The organism is Methylocella silvestris BL2, from assembly GCF_000021745.1.
Taxonomy (GTDB): domain Bacteria; phylum Pseudomonadota; class Alphaproteobacteria; order Rhizobiales; family Beijerinckiaceae; genus Methylocapsa; species Methylocapsa silvestris.
Map to the genome: position 1 here is coordinate 1,516,319 of NC_011666.1, position 17,307 is coordinate 1,533,625.

Sequence of the window (17,307 nt, forward strand, 5' to 3'; positions counted from 1 at the left end):
ATGACACCCCTCGACGCCTTGCTGGCGCGCCTTTATCTGCTGCACAAGAAAGACATCGAGCTGACGCTCGGGCGGATGGAGCGGCTGCTCGTCGCGCTGGGTTCGCCGCAAAAGAAACTGCCGCCGGTCATCCATGTCGCCGGCACCAATGGCAAGGGCTCGACCATCGCCTTCATGCGGGCGATCCTTGAGGCCGCGGGCCGGCGCGTCCATGTTTACACCTCGCCGCATCTTGTGCGGTTCCACGAGCGGATCCGGCTCGGCGCCGCCGGAGGCGGCAAACTCGTCGGCGACGCCCAATTGTTCGACGCCCTCAGCCATTGCGAGGAGGTCAACGCCGGCGCGCCGATCACGTTCTTCGAGTTCACGACAGCCGCCGCCTTCAAGATCTTCAGCGAAGCGCCGGCCGACTATCTGCTGCTCGAAGTCGGTCTTGGCGGGCGCGGCGACGCCACCAATGTGATCTCCGATCCGCTGGCGACGGTGGTGACCTCGATCTCAATCGACCATCCGGAATTTCTCGGCTCGACAATCGAGAAGATCGCCTATGAGAAGGCGGGCATTTTCAAGCCGGGCGTTCCCGCCGTGCTCGGCGCGCAGGATGAACGGGCGTTTGCCGTGCTGCGCATGGAGGCGGCGCGAAAAGGCGCGCCGGTGACGGCGGCCTCGCGCGATTATTCGGCGCGGGAGGAGCATGGCCGCTTCATCTTCGAGGATGAACGCGGCCTCATCGATCTGCCGCTGCCCCGGCTTCTCGGCCGCCACCAGCACCAGAACGCCGCAACCGCCATCGCCGTCACGCGGCTGATCGAGCCGGAGCTTGATGCGAAGGTCTATGAGCGGGGCCTCATCGAGGTCGATTGGCCGGCGCGCCTGCAAAATCTGGTCAAGGGCCGGATCGCCGCGCTTGGCCCGAAAGGCGCCGAAATCTGGATCGACGGCGGCCACAATGAAGACGGCGGCCGCGCCATCGCCGAAGCCATGGCGGATTTCGCCGACAAGAGCGAACGCCCGCTCGTCATCATCTGCGGCACGTTGACGACAAAGGACACCGGCGCTTTTCTGCGCTCCTTCAAGGGACTCGCCCAGCAGGTGATCGCCGTTCCCGTCGAGGCCGAGCATTATGGCAAGCCCGCGCGTGACGTCGCCGCCGCCGCAAGCGAAGTTGGCCTGCCAGCGGTCGCCTCCGAGAGCATCGAGGCCGCGCTGCGTTTCCTCGCGGTCCAGCACTGGCGTCAGCCGCCCCGCATCCTGATCGCCGGCAGCCTTTATCTCGCCGGCGAAGCTTTGCTTTTAAACGGAACGCCGCCCGCTTGAGCGCGTTTTCAGCCTATGCAAAACGTTAATACACAGCGCTACGCAAAAGCGGCAGGAGAACCGATATGCGCCAGGAGTTTTCCAGCCGCCGCGCGCTCTGCCTAGCCTTCGTCCTCCTTATCGGCGCCCCTCTGCCCGCCCCCGCGGCGCCAGCGACGATCGACCTTCCCGGGGCCGACGTCTATCCCGAAAGCATCACCTCGAAATCCGATGGGACGCTCTTTGTGGGCAGCGTCGCCAAGGGCGGCGTCATGCGAATCCCCCAAGAGGCGGGCCAAGCCGAATCTTTTATCGAGCCCGGAGCCTTTGGCAGCCGATCGATCTTCGGCGTGCTCGCCGACGACGCATCGAACACCCTGTGGGTATGCTCCAACGACGCCTCGATGCTGAATACGCCCGGACCGAGCAAGGTCGAGGGCAGCTTCCTGAAAGGCTTCGACCTCACGACCGGGGCGCCAAAGACAAGCGCCCGGCTGCCCGGCGAGCACACCCTCTGTAACGACATCGCGATCGGTCCCGGCGGCGCGGTCTATGTGACCAACACTTTCGCCCCTGAAATCCTGAAACTCGACCGCGCTCGGGACCGGCTCGAGGTGTGGTTGCGCGACTCCCTTTTCGAGCCGCCCAAAAATGGCGGCGGCCTCGATGGGATCGCCTTCGACGGCGACGGTAATCTCTATGTCAACACCTTCACGCCGGGCGAATTGTTCCGCATCGACGTCAAAGGCGGCGCGCCGGCCAAGATCACGCGGCTGCAGACGTCGCGGCCGCTGACGACGCCTGACGCGCTGCGGCGGCTCGATCAAAGCCACTTCCTGATGATCGAAGGCGACGGAAAGCTCGATCGCGTGACGGTGTCCGGCGACAGCGCCAGGATCGAGACGATCGCAGACGGGTTCGGCGCGCCGACCAGCGTGACGCAGGTCGGCGAGACAGCTTTTGTGACGGACGGCCAGCTCCCGGGGCTGTTTTCAGGCAGCGGAGAGAGTCCGCGGCTGCCCTTCAGGCTTTACGCCGCGCCGCTCTCGCCGCGCGCCGACTGACGGTCCAAACCCCGCCAAAAAACAAAGAGGATGATGCTGATGAACCGCCCCGCCGCGACCCTCAGCAGTCTTTATGCAGCGCCCTTGGCGGTGTTGATTATCGCGGCCTATGCGCCGTGGGCCGAAGCGCAGGAAACAGGCGAAAGCGGTCGCAAACAGGCGTGCGATTCGGCCGGCCTCTCGCTGCCGCGCGGCTTCTGCGCGACGATCTTCGCCGACAATATCGGCCACGCCAGGCAGCTCGCCGTCGCGCCGGACGGCACGGTCTATGTGAACACATGGAGCGGCGTCTACTACAAGAACGACAAGCCGCCGGAAGGCGGCTTTCTCGTCGCGCTCAAGGATAAGGACGGCGACGGACGCGCCGACGAGATCGTCCGCTTCGGCGAGACGGTCGCCACTGGCGGGCATGGCGGGACAGGCCTTGCGCTCTACAAGGGCGCGGTTTACGCGGAAATCAACGACCGCATCGTCCGCTACGCCCTCATCGGCGGCGCGCCGGAGCAAGAGCCGGAAACCATCGTCTCGGGCCTGCCGGTAACGGGCGATCATCCGATGCACCCCTTCGCAATCGGCTCCGCCGGCGATCTTTATGTCGATCTCGGCTCGGCCGACAACGCCTGCGAGGAAAAGAACCGCATGCCGCTATCGCCCGGACGAAACCCTTGCGTCGAGCTGGAGACGCGAGGCGGCGTCTGGCGCTACGACGCCAACAAGCGCGATCAGCATTTTTCGCCGGCCGAGCGTTTTGCCTCCGGGCTGCGCAACGCCGAAGGGCTTTCCGTCGACCCCTCGGGCCGGATCTTCGCGACCCAACATGGCCGCGACCAGCTCGCCGAGAATTGGCCGCGCCTCTATACGCCGGAAGAGGGCCAAAATCTTCCTGCCGAAATTCTGGTCGAGCTGAAACATGGCGCCGATTACGGCTGGCCCGAATGCTATTTCGACGACAAGCAGGAAAAGCTCGTGCTGGCGCCGGAATATGGCGGAGACGGCGGCCAGAAAATCGGCGTTTGCGCGGAAAAGACGCCGCCCGTCGCCTTCTTTCCCGCCCATTGGGCTCCGAATGACATGAAAATCTACCATGGCGCGCAGTTTCCCGCCGCCTATCGCGGCGGCGCCTTTATCGCGTTTCACGGCTCCTGGAACCGGGCGCCGGGGCCGCAGGGCGGCTACAATGTCGTGTTTCAGCCGCTCTCCGACGGCAGGGCCTCTGATCCTTATGTGATATTTGCCGACGGATTCGCCGGGGCGCACAAAGAGCCCGGCCGAGCCGAACATCGTCCCTCGGGCCTCGCCATCGGGCCCGACGGCGCGCTCTATATCTCGGACGATCAGGGCGGCCGCATCTGGCGCGTGACCTTCGAGGGCGGCGCGAACATCACGGCGATCGAGGCCGCGCCCGAGCCGGCTTCCGCCGCCGCGACGGCCGCCGCGGCCGAGCCGCCCGAAGGCGTTCATCCCGACGCAAGCGCCGAGGCGGCGCTGCCGATTCCCCCCGGCGCAAGCCCGGACGAAGTCGCTCTCGGTCGGCGCATCTTCGCCGGCGAAATCGCCGGGGCGACCTGCGGCGGCTGCCACGGCACCGACGGCAAGGGCACGCCGGTCGGCGCCGATCTGACGAGCGGAACCTGGCTGTGGGGCGACGGAAGCCTTGAGTCGCTCATTACGACGATCACGAACGGCGTGCCGGAGCCGAAGCAACATGGCGGCGCCATGCCGCCGATGGGCGGCGTCAGCCTGTCAGAGCCCGAGATTCGCGCGGTCGCGGCCTATGTCTGGGCGCTCGGCCACCCCAATTGAGATCACCCGTCAGGCTGTGAAGCGAACAGGCTCAGTCCCAACCGCTCCGACAGAAAGCGGGCGACGAGGCGCCCCTTGACGCTATTGCCCGCATCATCGAGCCGCGGCGCGAACACGCCGAGCCCTGCCTTGCCAGGCGCGACCGCGACGACGCCGCCGGCGATCCCGCTTTTGCCGGGCAGGCCAACCTCGTAAAGCCAATCCCCAGAGTCCTGATAGAATCCGGCGCTGGCCATTACCGCCAGCGTTCGCTTGCAGGAGTCGGCGCTGGCCGCGCGCTGCTTCGTCAGCGGATTGACGCCGCCGTCGGCAAGACAAGCGCCCATCCGCGCGAGGTCCAGGGCGCTGACTTGCAGGCAACATTGGCGCGTATAAAGGTCGATGGCGTCAAGGGGATCGCAATAGATCCGCCCGCGCGCCTCGAGCAATTGCGCGATTGCCCGGTTGCGGGCGTTGCTCGCGAGGGCGCAGGCATAAATGTCGTCGTCGACAACGAGCGCGCGGCCGGCAAAGCGAGCCAGCCCCTCCGCGATGAAAGCCCATTTCTCGTCGAGGCTCGCGCCGGGAACGAGGCTCGTCGCGGCGATGGCTCCCGCATTGACCATTGGATTGGTCGCGCCGGTCGGACTCTGTTCGACTGCGCCGAGCGAATTGAACGGCAATCCGGTGGCGTTGACTCCCAGCCTCTCGCGGGCCGCCTCGAATCCCAGATGATCGCAGACAAGAGCGAAGACGAAGGGCTTCGACACGCTCATGATCGCGAATTCATGGGAAGAATCGCCGCTTGCATGCAGCGCGCCGTCGACGCCGGCAACCGCGACTCCGAAAAGGTCGCTCGGCATGCGCGCCAGCGAGGGGTAGATGTCCGCGTTCGCGCCCTCGGCGTTGCCCTTGAACAGGCGATGCGCTTCCTCAACGAGAGCATCGACGCGATCCGAGGGCGGTAGGCGGCCGGTCGAAACGAAGGCGGCCGCGGCGTCGTTGGAGTCGCGGCTCATCCGGCGCGCTGCGCCGCTACAGGCACAGGCGCGGCGCTGACCGAAACGCAGACATTCATGGCAAGGAAGTCAGCCGCTTCGCCAAAATAGCCGCCTGCGACCGGCAGCGCCTGTTGCGGCGTGCGGGTTTCGCAGACGCGCACGAGATTGGCGCCGGCGATCAGCCCGTTGGTCGGATCATATTCGACCCAACCGGCGCCCGGGAGGTAGACGCTGACCCACGCGTGGGTCGAGCCGCCGCCGCGCTGCGTTCCGGTGAGATCGTCATAGAGATAGCCGCTGACGAAACGCGCGGCGAGGCCGAGGCTGCGGATCGCCTCGATCATCAGCATTGCAAAATCGCGGCAGGTTCCGGTCCCGAGCTCAAGCGTTTGCGCCGCCGTTTGCGTTCCTTCCTCATGGCGCGCGCCATAGGTCAGCTCCGCTTTTATGGCGTGCGTCATATCTTCCAGGAGCTGCAGCGTGCGCGTCTCGCCGGGCCCGGAGACGAAGCGGCGCGCGAAGGCGTCAACCGTGCGGTTTGGGTCCGGCTGCTGCCGCTCGGTGAGGCGCCCGAGATCAGGGACTTCCTCGGAGGCGTAGGAGAAGGGAAACAGCTCCGCCGCCGGATCGAGGCTGTAGACAGGCAGCGCGGCGCCGATCGGATAATGGGTGAGGTCGAGCGTCGAGACGATGCTGAGCTCTTTCGTGCGCAGCGGCTCGGCCCATTCGAGATAGCAGATCGAATTGTCGAACACATCATGCGCATAGCGCATTTTCGCGGGCGTCGGATGAACCGCAAGCGTCACGCTGTTGAGCCGCAGATCGTGGCTGTCGCGGGGACGCAGCATCAGGCGATGGCGGGTCAGGCCGACGGGATTGCGATAGCTGTATTCCGTCGTATGGACGATATTGATTCGGGCCATGGCTCCCTCATCGCGGCGCTTTCGCCGACGACGCCGCGTGGCCCGTCGGCTTGGCCGCTTCGCCTCGTTTTATCAGGCCGGCGCGCCAATCACAAAAAATCGCGCGAGCCGCCATGCGGCTTCAGGCGCCCTCATATTCGGCCCAGCAATCCGGCGTCTCGAACACTTTTACGCATGAAAGCTGCGGCAATGGTCCCCGGATGCGCTCAAAGATCCAGATCGCGATCAGCTCGGCCGTCGGGTTTTCGAGACCCTCGATCTCATTCAGAAAATGGTGGTCGAGACGCGCCAGAAGCGGACCGAACGCCGCCTCGATATCGAAGAAATCGACGACGAAGCCGGTCACAGGATCGACCGGTCCCTGAAGCTCGAGTTCGACGCGATAGGAATGGCCGTGCAGCCTGTGGCAGCGATGCGTCTCGGCGACATGCGGCAGCCGGTGCGCCGCCTCGAAATGGAAGGCCTGAGTGATTTTCATAAGGTTGAGGCTTTATTTTAGGGAATGCCGATGAGCTTGTGGGTTTGCAGGCTCAGGCGCCAATCGGGATGGGCGAGGCAATAGGCGACCGCCGCTTTGGTGTTGGCGTCGACATTGGCGCCGTCCATGGGCTGCAGCCAGAAATGCGCGAACTGAAGCCCGCTCAGGGCGTCCGGCAGAAGATCGTCCTGCGGATAAACGAGCTTTAGCTCCGAGCCGGCGGTCACGACGATCGGCGCTCCGGCCTTGGGGCTGACGCAGAGCCAATCGACGCCGGCGGGCGGCTCAAGCGTGCCATTGGTCTCGACCGCCGCTTCAAAGCCGCGGGCGTGGACGGCCGCAATCAGCGCGTCGTCGAGTTGCAGCAAGGGTTCGCCGCCGGTGAAGACGACATAGCGGCCGGCGGGTCCGCCAAGCCAGGCCGCCTCGATGGCGCCCGCGAGCTCCTCCGCGCCGCCGAAAACGCCGCCGCCGGGGCCGTCGGTTCCGATGAAATCGGTATCACAGAAGGGGCAGGCGGCGGCGGCGCGGTCTTTCTCGCGCCCCGACCAGAGGTTGCAGCCGGCAAAGCGACAGAACACGGCGGCGCGCCCGGCCTGGGCGCCCTCCCCCTGCAGGGTCGGAAAAATCTCCTTCACCGCATAGCGGCCCATGCCTGTCCCCAAACGCGGCCTCTAAAGCAAAAAGGACCTCTCGCGAGGTCCTTTTGCCGGAAGAAGCACGCTTTTTAAAGCATGATCTTCAACACTCGCCCGATCCGGGGATGAAGATCAGAGGTAATTTGAAAGGTCAGATGGCCTCGGAAATCCATCTCTTCAGCTCGCCCTTCGGCGCGGCGCCAACCTTGGTCGAGGTCATCTTGCCGTCCTTGAACAGCATCAGCGTCGGGATGCTGCGAATGCCGTAAGCGCCGGCGACGCCCGGATTTTCATCGACGTTGAGCTTGGCGATGGTCACCTTGCCCTCTAGCTCGGCGGCGATCTCCTCGAGCGCCGGACCGATCATTTTGCACGGGCCGCACCATTCCGCCCAGAAATCCACGACGACGGGACCGCCGGCGCCGACCACGTCGGATTTGAAATTCGCATCGGTGACTTTGACGGTCGACGACATGAGCAACTCTCGTTTGGGGCGACGACAGGCGCGCCCGCCCTACGGCGGGACAGTCCCCGCCAGATTCGGATTTTAACGTAAGAAGACGCCGCCGCCCCGTCAAGGAGCCGGGCGTTTCGCAGCGGCGACAGCAGCCAGCGCCGCGTCGAGGGCTGCTTCGGCGAGCTCAATGATTTGCGGGCCTTCCGTAAAGATCAAAATCATGCGCAGCCGGCGTTCCGGCCAAAGCGGCCGCAGCGCCGCGCGGTAGAGCGCCATCTGCGTCAGATAGGATTGCGGGACCTCGCCAGGCGCTGGCGGCGCTCCGGTCTTGAAGTCGGCGACCCAAACCTCGCCCTCCGACAGCCCCAGCCGATCGATCCGGCCGATGACGTCGACCGAAGCTCCGCCCGGCAGCGCGATCTTGCCGGCGACGGCGACCTCCGCCCTGGAGCCCGCACCGAACAAGGGCTCAAGCTGCGGCGCGGCGATGACCGCCAAGGCGGCTTGCAGGAGACGTTCATGGGCCGCTTCGTCGAGACCCTTCGCCCGAACGGCGAGATAGGCCAGCCCCGCGCGCGCCCGCGCTTCGACCGGCTGATCGGGGAGATATTGCAGCAAAATGTGCGTAAGCGAGCCAAGCTGCAGCGCCTCGCGCCGTCCCGCGGCGTCGGCGCGGCGGTCGGAGGCGGCGAGCGCGCTCGACGGGCGCATTGGCGCCGCCGGCTCTTCCAGCGGATCGAGCCGGCGCGACAGCCATCCGGGAGCGATGAGGCTTCCTCCCTCTACCGGCGCCGCGGTCTCCTGAACCGCCAGATCAGCCCCCGGCGATAGCCGCCGCAGAACAAATTCCTCCACATTCCAGAAGGCCGGCGCCTGCTGCAAGGTCGGCGCGAGCGTCGCCTCGATCATATTCGCCCAGCAAAGCTCCGGCGGCTTTTTGGCGCCGTGAAAGCCGCAAATATAGATCCGCTCCTCGGCGCGCGTCAGGGCGACATAGAGCAGGCGGCGATATTCGTCCTCGGCAAGTTCGCGCAGGCGCTTTCGCGCCGCCGCCGCCTTGTCGCAGTCTTCGGCCTTCCGCGGCGACCAGACGACAGGCGCCGCGCCGAGGTGGGTTTCCTCCAGCGCAAAGACGCTTGGATCGTGCTGCGCGGAGAGCCCGCCGCAGGTATCGGGCAAAAAGACGATTTTGGCCTCAAGCCCCTTCGCGGCATGGACCGTCATGACACGGACGACGTCGCCGCCGCTCTCCATATCGCGCCGGACCTCCCGCTGCACGGTCTCGAAATCGGCGAGAAAACCGGCGAGCGAAGGCGCGGGCTCGGCCTCGTGGGCGAGCGCCAGGCGCAAGAATTCGTCGACCGCGTCGACCGCCTCGACGCCGAGCCGGCCTTCGATGGCGCGCCGGCCCTGATCCTCGCCAAGAAGGCTGGCGTAGAAGGCGAAGGGCCGCGCGGCGGCGCGCGCGCGCCATCGGCCGAGCGTCTCGCGCGCCGGCCTGAAGCGCGAATCGGGTGACGCAAGAAGGGCCGCAAAAAGACTGCCGGGACGCCCCGGCGCCAAGGCGATGAGATCGTCGTCGTCGAGCCCGATCAGCGGCGATTTCAGCGCCGCGGCGAGATTGAGATCGTCCTCCGGCAGCAGGGCGGCGCGGCCGGCCGCGACGAGATCCTGCACCGCGATATGTTCGCCAAGCTTCAGCCGGTCGGCGCCGGCGACCGGAACGCCCTTTTGCTTCAGCGCCCGGATCACCGCCTCGAAGAAAGGTCCGCGCGTGCGCACAAGAATGAGAATGTCGCCGGCGCGGACGGCCCGCAAAACGCCGCTCTCGCCGTCATGGACGCGCTCGCCCGAGCGAGGCTCGATGAGCGCCGCGATTTTTTCGGCGATGCGCGTTGCGACGCGGCTCGGAGGGTCGCTCTCATCGCGGAAATCGAGCGGGAGGCGCCAATCGCTGTTTTCCGCCTTGCCGCCCGCTCCAACCGAGGGCCAGATCTCGACAAGGCTCGGAAGAGTTTTTAGCGGCTCATGCCCCATCCAGACGTCGGCGGGCGCGACCAGCCCGCTTTGGCTTTCGGCCCGGCCAAAGACGCTGTCGACGGCGCCGAGCACGCCAGCCGCCGAGCGGAACGAATGGGTCAGCCGCACATGCGAGAAACGCTCGCCGCCGTTGATGAACTTGCGCTCGAATTTGCGCTGCATCTCGTGAAACATATGCGGCGCTGCGCCCTGGAACGAAAAGATCGACTGCTTTTCGTCGCCGACCGCAAAGAAGGTTCGCGGCGCAAGATTGCGGCCATGGCCGACGGCGAAATCGGCCATCAGCCCCTCAAGAATGCGCCATTGCGCCTCGCTTGTATCCTGCGCCTCGTCGATCAGAATATGGTCGATGCCCGCGTCGAGCTTGTAGAGCACCCAGGAGGCGTCGGAGCGCTCCAGCAGCGTCAGCGTCTTCGCGACGAGATCGTCGAAGTCGAGGATGACGCGCTCATATTTGAGTTTTTGATAGCGCGCGAAGATGGCGTCGACGAGACGCCCGAGCGCGGCCGAGCGCTCCAGCGTCGCGGCCGATTTTTCCTCGGCCCGCAGACGATCGAGACGCTCTTGTTCCGCGTAGAGCGCGGCCTCGATCGCGAGATTTTTCGCCGCGAGGCCTCTGGTCAGGAGCCTTTTGGCTTTCTCGCCTTTGTCGGTAAAAAAGATCTGGAGATAGACGTCGCGGCAACCCTCACTGTCGCCAGCGGCGTGACGCGCCGCCGCGTCGCGGAAAGCGGCCGCCCTATCGCAATCGGTTTTGGTTCCCGTTTCGAGAAAGGCCGCCAGTTCGCTCCAGCGCGAAGGCGCGATCCCGCCCTCCAGCATATCCTGCCGGATCGCCGCAACGTCGCGGCCCGGCGCAACGTCCAGCGCCTTGCGCAGAACGCTCTCGTGATCCTTCGGCCAGGCCTCGCGCAGCCGCGCGCGAAGGCGAAGCGCCTGTTCGAGCAGCGTCGCAAAGCCATATTCGGAACATTCTCCCGCGACTCGATCGACGATCGCTTTAAGCTCGTGATCGGCCTCCGCGGCGCTGCCCAGCACGTCGTTGCGGGCGCGGGCGAGCAGTTCACCCTGCCGCTCCTCGTCGGCGACCTCGAAGCGCGAAGGCGCATTCGCCTCGAACGGAAAGAGATGCAGCAGCCTTTCGCAGAAGGCGTGGATGGTCTGGATTTTCAGCCCGCCCGGCGTCTCCACCGTACGCGCGAACAGCTTTCGCGCCTCGCGCATCTCGCGCCAGTCCGGCGACGGCGCGCCGGTGGCTACGATCGCCCGCCTCAGCTCCGCATCGTCGAGCGCCGTCCATCGCGCGAGCGTGTTGAAGACGCGCATGGACATATTGGCGGCGGCGGCCTTGGTGAACGTCAGGCAGAGAATCTTCGACGGCGGCGTTCCCTGCAACAGCAGCCGCACCACGCGCTGCGCCAGCACATGGGTCTTGCCCGAACCGGCGTTGGCGGAGACCCAGACCGAGGCGGCGGGGTCGGAGGCTTCGCGCTGCTTTTGCAGCGTCTGCGGCGAAATCGCGGCGAGGTCCATCAGGCGTCCTCGCTCTCGCCGCCCGCCGACCATTCCTTGACGCGGGCCAAGTGATCATAGGCGTTGTAGGCCTTGGCGAATTTCGGAAAGGGGCGCGGCGGGTAGGAGCGATCCGGATCGCGGAACTGGCTCAGCAATTCGACAAGATGCGCGAAATGCTGGTCCGCGACGTCTTCGACCGTCCTCCCCTTGAAGACGACGGGCTTGACCTTGCCGCCGCCCGGCCCGTTGAGTTTGACGTAAAGCGCGTCGATCTCGTCCTGCCCCGCAGGGCCGAAGGCGCCGCGCTTGGCCATCGCCGCCTCTAGCGTCAGCTGCGGCGCAAAGCCGACCTCGATTTCCTTGATCCCCGGCGGCGCGCCGGTCTTGAAGTCAATCAGGCTGAGCTTGCCGCTGGCTGCCCGCTCGATTCGGTCGGCGCGCGCGGTCAGGGCGAAGGGCGAGCCGTCGCTCAGGAAAAATTCGAGCCGGCCGGCCGCCTCGGTCCTGATTTCGTCGAGCCCGCTGCGCCTTGACGCCTCGAAACCCATGTAAAAATCGATCATCTGCTTGAGCCGCGGAACATAGAAAGCGGCAAAGCCGGGATCGGCCAGATTGTCCTCCAGCGCCTTGAGCAGCAGGGCGCGCAATGTGTCCCTCGCCCCCGCCGGCAGCGGTCCCGGCCCAAACGATGCGGTAAAAGCCTCGATCGCGGCGTGGATCGCGCTGCCGGTTTCGGCCGGCCCCGGCGTGCGGCCGATCGAATCGAGCGGAAGCAGCTTTAGAATCGTCTCGGCGTAGACCGCATAAGGATCGCGCCGCAGCGTCTCGATTTTCGTGACGCTGAGCCGGTTCGGGCGCAGCGCGACCGGCGGCTTTGGCTCAGGCCGCCGCAGCGGAGCCGGCGCCGCCGCCGGCCGGTCGATCAGCCGCGCCAGATCAAGATAGGTTTTGCCGCGGGCGGCGCAGGCCGCCCACGCCGGACCGCCGAGCGCGGCGAGCCGCTGGATGAAGCGCGAGGCGACCGTCGGCGCGCCGCCGCGCTTCGCCGCCCGGCTCAAAACGACCTTGTCCCGGCCCATCGCCTGCACGAAATCATGCGCCGTCTGGCCAAGCTTGCGCTCTGGCGGCGAGAGGCCGAGCGCCGCCCGCATGGGCCGGTTCAAAAAGGCGTCGGCGCGCGCCTGAGGCGGCCAGACGGACTCATCGAGGCCGCCAAGCAGCATCACATCGACGTCCATCAGCCGCGCTTCGAGGAGGCCGAGGATTTTCAGGCGCGGATGCGTCCGGCCGGCGGCGCCGAGGCGCGCCTCGCCAGCGACGGCCGCGAAGAAAAACTGATAGGCCTCGGCGTCGAAGCGCATTTCCGACGTCGCGCTCAAGGCAAGCTCCTCGAACAGAGCGGCCAGAGCCTCGCCGTCCTCGCCCGAATCCTCCTCTTCGGGCTCGCCGGCGCGGATCGCCGCGAGCGCGGTTCGGTGCGCCTCGACCCAGAAGGCGAGATCGCGCTCGCCGCCCGCTTCCAGCATTGGCCGCAGAGCCGCCTCAAGCCGCATGAGGAAGTCGCGCAGGGCGTCGGATTCGCGTGGAAAAATGCGCTTCTGCGCCGGATGCGCGTGCGGCCCATCCGCTTGCGCTGCGGCCAGTTCGATCGCGCGCGCGGGATCGCGCAGCTTCCCGCCCGCCGCCGCGCGCAGCACGCCGATCTCAAGCAGCGGGCGGAGCCGCGCGATCTCCTCGCGCGAAAACCCAAGACGAAGCGCGCCATGCGCCATCAGCGCGGCGACGGTGGCCGCGCTCATATCGTCGGCAGCGCAGGCGGCGACGAGTCGCGCCAGCAATCCGGCCTCGCCGGAGCCAAGCGGCTCTCCCGCCGAATCTTCGACGCGGACGCCCCAGCGCAGCAGTTCGGCGGCGACGCGGCGGGCAAGTTCGCGGTCCGGCGTCACCAGCGCCGCCGTTCCGTCCGGGCGCTCCAGCGCGTGGCGCATGGCGATGGCGAGGGCGAGCGCTTCCTCGCGTTCGTCCGCGGCTTCGATCAGTGTCACGCCCGCCAGCGCTTCTTCAAGCAGCGCGGGATCGATCGCCTGCCGATAGGCGATCCAGGCGTCGGTCGCCTCCGCTGGGCGCAGCGCCTCGGAGATAAAACGCTCGCGCGCGTCCTGCGCTTTCGTAAGAGCGCCAAGCGGCCTCACCTCGTCGCGCGACATATTGAGGGTGCGCAAAAGCCGGCACAGGGCCGCCTGCGGATGGGTGAAGGCCGGCTCGCCCTCGTCCGCGGCGCGGGCGACGAGAGCGAACGCCGCCTCGTCAAGCTTCAGATCGAGGCCCGGCAGCACGATGGCGCCGCGCGGCGCGCTGGCGATGGCGTCAAGCAGCCGCGCGGTCGCGCGGTTGGAGCCCGTGGAGCCGATCGCGACCACGGGACCGAGTCCCGGCGCATCGCGCAGGGCGAGGCTCTGCCGTTCGATCAGCGAGACCTGACGCCGCGCCCGGTCAACAAGACCGCGCTGCTCCAGAATATGCGGCCATTGCGTGATGGCGATTTTGAGAAAATCGAGCGTGATGCGCCAATAATCGTCGAATCCCTCCGAGGCGAGCGGATCGAGGCGCGCCCAGTCGATGTCCTCGATGATCAGTTCGTCGATCAGCCGCGCAAGGTCGCCGGAAAGCCCCCAGGCGTCCGCGGCGGTCGCGCCGACTAGCAGCGATTCGCGCTCGTCGAGGACGCGGGCGCCGTCCGCCTCGACCCGCACGATGGCGTGCCGCAGCAGGCGCGACCAGGAGAGACACAATTCGGCAAGCTGCATGCGCCGGTCGATCTCGCCAATGGCGAGCGGCGGTTCGAGGGGCGCCGAAAATTCATCCGCCCCGCCATCCTCGAAAAGGAGCTCCGTCTCGCTTTCGTCGAGCGCGCCAAGCGGCAGGATGCGCGGCAGCAGCACCGCCTTTGTCGGCAGCGCGCGAAAAAACTCATCCGTGAGCGCGCGGGCGGCGCGGCGCGTCGGCACATAGATCGTCGCCTCGGCCAGCTCCAGCGGATTTTCGCCCGCGCAAAACCCTTCGACGACGCGTCCATCCAGAAACGCCTCCGCAAAAGTTTTCAGAAATGGCGCCCCGGGCGCGATGGTGAAGACGTTTTTTTTTGGCAAAGGTCCGTCCGGTCGCGACGCGTGCGCCATCATGCGGCGCGCCGGCCCGCCATCCTACCCGGCTGCCCGCGCTTTTCCACAAGCGCTTTGCCGCCCCCCTCCGCCAAGAGGCGCAGTCGGCGCGCCTTGACGGCGCTTTCGTGGGGGCCTACCTGTAAACGATGCCTAGGGGATCCCCGACAGGGGGCTGAGAGGCTGGCGACGCTCACAAGAAGCGGCCCGGCGACCCTTCGAACCTGATCCAGCTCGCACTGGCGTAGGGATGGTGAGATTCATGTTTTTTCCAAACCCTTGGCTTCGTAGTTGTTTCGGCAAATTCGCCGGCGGCGAAGGCGCGCGCCGATGAAGCCTCTGCGCATTCGTGTCATCGGCGCCGGCGTCGCCGGCCTGACCGCGGCGCTTGAATTTGCGCGCGCCGGCTGCGCGGTCGAACTCATCGAGCGCCGCGAGGGGCCGGGGCTTGGCTGCTCGTTTCTGGCTGGCGGCATGATCGCGCCCTGGTGCGAGGCCGAGAGCGCCGAGCCTCTTGTCGTCGATCTCGGGATCGAATCGCTCAATTATTGGACGCAAATCGTCCCGGTCGCGCTCAAGCGCGGCTCGCTCGTCATCGCCCCCGCCCGAGACCGGCCGGAGCTGACGCGCTTTTCACGGCGCACGCGCGAATTCAAGCGGATCGGCGCGGAGCGGATCGCGGAGCTGGAGCCCGATCTCGCCGGCCGCTTCGACGACGCGCTGTTTTTTCCGAACGAGGCGCATCTCGATCCGCGCGCAGCCGTCGCGGCCCTATTTGATCGCCTCAAAGCCATGGACAAAGTGGCGCTTCGTTTTGGCGTCGACGCCTCGCAGGCCGAAGATGACGTCGACTGGACAGTCGATTGCCGCGGCTTTGACGCGAAGGACGCCCTGCCGGACCTGCGCGGCGTCAAGGGCGAGATGCTGGTCCTCTTCACCAAAGAGGTGCGGCTGTCGCGCCCGGTGCGGCTGATCCATCCGCGCAACCCCGTCTATATCGTGCCGCGCGGCGACGGACGCTTCATGATCGGCGCGACGATGATCGAAAACCACGAGGTAGGCCGGGTGACGGCGCGCGCCATGCTCGAACTTCTCGGCGCGGCCTATGCCGTCCATCCCGCCTTCGCGGAAGCCGAGATCGTCGAGACAGGCGCCGGCGTTAGGCCGGCCTTTTTCGACAACCTGCCGCGCATAAGACTCGACAATCGAACCATCCATCTGAACGGCCTTTACCGGCACGGCTTTCTGCTGGCGCCGGCGCTGGCGATGCGGGCCGTCGACGTCGCGCTGCGCGGCGCCGACGCTGCGGAGATATTGCATGAAGATCGAAGTGAACGGCAAGACGCTTGAGGTCGCCGCGACGACGCTCGCCGCGCTCCTGAACGAGCTTGATTATGATGAAGGTCATGTAGCGACCGCGCTTAACCGGGGTTTCGTGCGCAAGACCCAGCGCGCGCAAACGAAGATCAAGGAAGGCGACGCGGTCGAAATCGTCAGCCCTAGACAGGGAGGCTAAGTTGGCGCAGGACACACTCAGCCTCTATGGCGTCTCGATGCTGTCCCGACTCATCGTCGGCACGGCGCAATATCCCTCTCCCGCGATCCTCGCCGCCGCCATTCGGGCGGGCCAGCCCGAGATCGTCACCGTGTCGCTGCGCCGCGAGTCGGGCGCAAGTCGCGCCGGCGAAGATTTCTGGGCGCTGATCCGCGAACTTGGCGTGCGCGTGTTGCCGAATACAGCCGGCTGCCGCACCGTGAAAGAGGCCGTCACCACGGCCGAGATGGCGCGCGAGGTGTTCGACACGCGCTGGATCAAACTGGAGGTCATCGGCGAGGAAGATACGCTGCAGCCCGACGTGTTCGGCCTTGTCGAGGCGGCTCAGATTCTGGTCCGCGACGGATTTCAGGTGTTTCCCTACACGACAGAAGATCTCGTCGTCGCGGAAAAACTACTTGCCGCCGGCTGCGAGGTGTTGATGCCATGGGGCGCGCCGATCGGCACCGGGCGCGGCCTTAACAACCCTTATGGTCTTCGCGCCTTGCGCGCGCATTTTCCCGATACGCCGCTGATTGTCGACGCCGGTCTCGGCGCGCCCTCCCATGCAGCGGCGGCGATGGAGCTCGGCGTTGATGCGATTTTGCTCAATACGGCGATCGCCAAGGCTGGCGATCCGGTCGTGATGGCGCGCGCCTTTGCGCTGGCGGTCGAGGCCGGCCGGCTCGGCTTCCTCGCCGATCCGATGCAGCCGCGCGACATGGCCTCCCCCTCGACGCCGGTGATCGGCCGCGCCTTTTCGGGCGCGCAGCGTGCTTGACCGCTTTTATATGATCGTCGACAGTTCCGACTGGATCGCCCGCCTCCTGCCCTACGGCGTCAAACTGGTGCAGCTACGCGCCAAAGACCTCTCCGACGAGGTTTTGCGCAAAGAGATCATAAGGGCCAGGAGCTTATGCGAGGCTGGCGGCGCGCAGCTCGTCGTCAATGACTACTGGCGTCATGCCATCGACCTTGGCTGCGATTTCATTCACCTCGGCCAGGAAGATCTCGAAACCGCCGATCTGAAAGCGATCCGCCAGGCCGGCCTGAAACTCGGCGTCTCGACGCATGACGAGGCCGAGCTTGCGCGGGCGCTCGAAACCGGGCCGGACTATATCGCGCTCGGCCCGATCTATCCGACGATCTTGAAGAAAATGCCCTTTGCGCCGCAAGGCCTCGCGCGCATCGGCGAATGGAAAAAGCGCATTGGCACAATCCCCCTTGTCGCCATCGGCGGGATTACGCTGGAGCGCGCGCCGGGCGTGCTCGAGGCCGGGGCCGACAGCGCGGCAGTCGTGACCGACATCACGCTGAACGCCGACCCGGAGGCGCGGGCGCGGGCGTGGGCCGCGATGGCGGGCGGAGCGCTCCGCGCGACCGACGACAGCGCAGCATCTGCGGGCTTCCCGGATTGA

The 17,307-nt window shown here is 66.4% G+C and carries 14 protein-coding genes and 1 riboswitch; of the genes, 7 read left to right on the plus strand and 7 right to left on the minus strand.

Annotation, left to right across the window (positions count from 1 at the left end):
* The 3 genes from MSIL_RS07175 (at window position 1) to MSIL_RS07185 (ending at window position 4,163) form a co-directional block, all read left to right on the plus strand.
* Entirely contained in the window at window positions 1-1,317 is a 1,317-nt protein-coding gene (locus tag MSIL_RS07175) for a bifunctional folylpolyglutamate synthase/dihydrofolate synthase (protein ID WP_012590439.1), read from the plus strand.
* Between the two features lie 65 nt (window positions 1,318-1,382).
* Entirely contained in the window at window positions 1,383-2,360 is a 978-nt protein-coding gene (locus tag MSIL_RS07180) for an NHL repeat-containing protein (RefSeq protein ID WP_012590440.1), read from the plus strand.
* 39 nt (window positions 2,361-2,399) lie between these two features.
* Entirely contained in the window at window positions 2,400-4,163 is a 1,764-nt protein-coding gene (locus MSIL_RS07185; RefSeq protein WP_012590441.1) for a PQQ-dependent sugar dehydrogenase, read from the plus strand.
* Window positions 4,164-4,165: 2 nt separating this feature from the next.
* Here the strand turns inward: MSIL_RS07185 and glsA are convergent, their stop codons facing one another.
* The 7 genes from glsA to addB form a co-directional block, all read right to left on the minus strand.
* Complete coding sequence (gene glsA, locus MSIL_RS07190; protein WP_012590442.1) at window positions 4,166-5,161, minus strand: glutaminase A; 996 nt, start codon at window positions 5,159-5,161, stop codon at window positions 4,166-4,168.
* A complete protein-coding gene (locus MSIL_RS07195) occupies window positions 5,158-6,066 on the minus strand; it encodes a transglutaminase family protein (RefSeq protein ID WP_012590443.1) in 909 nt (302 codons plus the stop codon). The genes glsA and MSIL_RS07195 overlap by 4 nt, the downstream gene beginning before the upstream one ends.
* 121 nt (window positions 6,067-6,187) lie before the next feature.
* Window positions 6,188-6,544 (minus strand): 6-carboxytetrahydropterin synthase QueD, encoded by a 357-nt coding sequence (gene queD / locus MSIL_RS07200; RefSeq protein ID WP_012590444.1) that lies wholly within the window; start codon window positions 6,542-6,544, stop codon window positions 6,188-6,190.
* Between the two features lie 17 nt (window positions 6,545-6,561).
* Entirely contained in the window at window positions 6,562-7,197 is a 636-nt protein-coding gene (gene queE, locus MSIL_RS07205) for a 7-carboxy-7-deazaguanine synthase (RefSeq protein ID WP_012590445.1), read from the minus strand.
* Window positions 7,198-7,333: 136 nt separating this feature from the next.
* Entirely contained in the window at window positions 7,334-7,657 is a 324-nt protein-coding gene (trxA, locus tag MSIL_RS07210; RefSeq protein ID WP_012590446.1) for a thioredoxin TrxA, read from the minus strand.
* A 99-nt stretch (window positions 7,658-7,756) separates the two neighbouring features.
* A complete protein-coding gene (gene addA, locus MSIL_RS07215) occupies window positions 7,757-11,212 on the minus strand; it encodes a double-strand break repair helicase AddA (RefSeq protein WP_012590447.1) in 3,456 nt (1,151 codons plus the stop codon).
* Window positions 11,212-14,343: a double-strand break repair protein AddB gene (addB, locus tag MSIL_RS07220; protein WP_012590448.1), complete on the minus strand. Its 3,132-nt coding sequence runs from the start codon at window positions 14,341-14,343 to the stop codon at window positions 11,212-11,214. Before addB ends, addA begins: the two co-directional genes overlap by 1 nt.
* Window positions 14,344-14,500: 157 nt before the next feature.
* Window positions 14,501-14,623: riboswitch (TPP riboswitch) on the plus strand.
* 71 nt (window positions 14,624-14,694) lie between these two features.
* On the opposite strand from addB, the gene MSIL_RS07225 reads away from it, so the two are divergent.
* Genes MSIL_RS07225 through MSIL_RS07240 form a run of 4 tightly spaced genes read left to right on the plus strand, consistent with a single transcriptional unit; the run spans window position 14,695 to window position 17,307 of the window.
* Window positions 14,695-15,705 (plus strand): FAD-dependent oxidoreductase, encoded by a 1,011-nt coding sequence (locus MSIL_RS07225; RefSeq protein ID WP_085985892.1) that lies wholly within the window; start codon window positions 14,695-14,697, stop codon window positions 15,703-15,705.
* Window positions 15,674-15,871 (plus strand): sulfur carrier protein ThiS, encoded by a 198-nt coding sequence (gene thiS / locus MSIL_RS07230; protein WP_012590450.1) that lies wholly within the window; start codon window positions 15,674-15,676, stop codon window positions 15,869-15,871. Before MSIL_RS07225 ends, thiS begins: the two co-directional genes overlap by 32 nt.
* A 1-nt stretch (window position 15,872) precedes the next feature.
* The gene (locus tag MSIL_RS07235) at window positions 15,873-16,670 is read left to right on the plus strand and encodes a thiazole synthase (RefSeq protein ID WP_012590451.1); all 798 of its coding nucleotides are present in this window, start codon (window positions 15,873-15,875) and stop codon (window positions 16,668-16,670) included.
* A 10-nt stretch (window positions 16,671-16,680) separates the two neighbouring features.
* Complete coding sequence (locus MSIL_RS07240; protein WP_012590452.1) at window positions 16,681-17,307, plus strand: thiamine phosphate synthase; 627 nt, start codon at window positions 16,681-16,683, stop codon at window positions 17,305-17,307.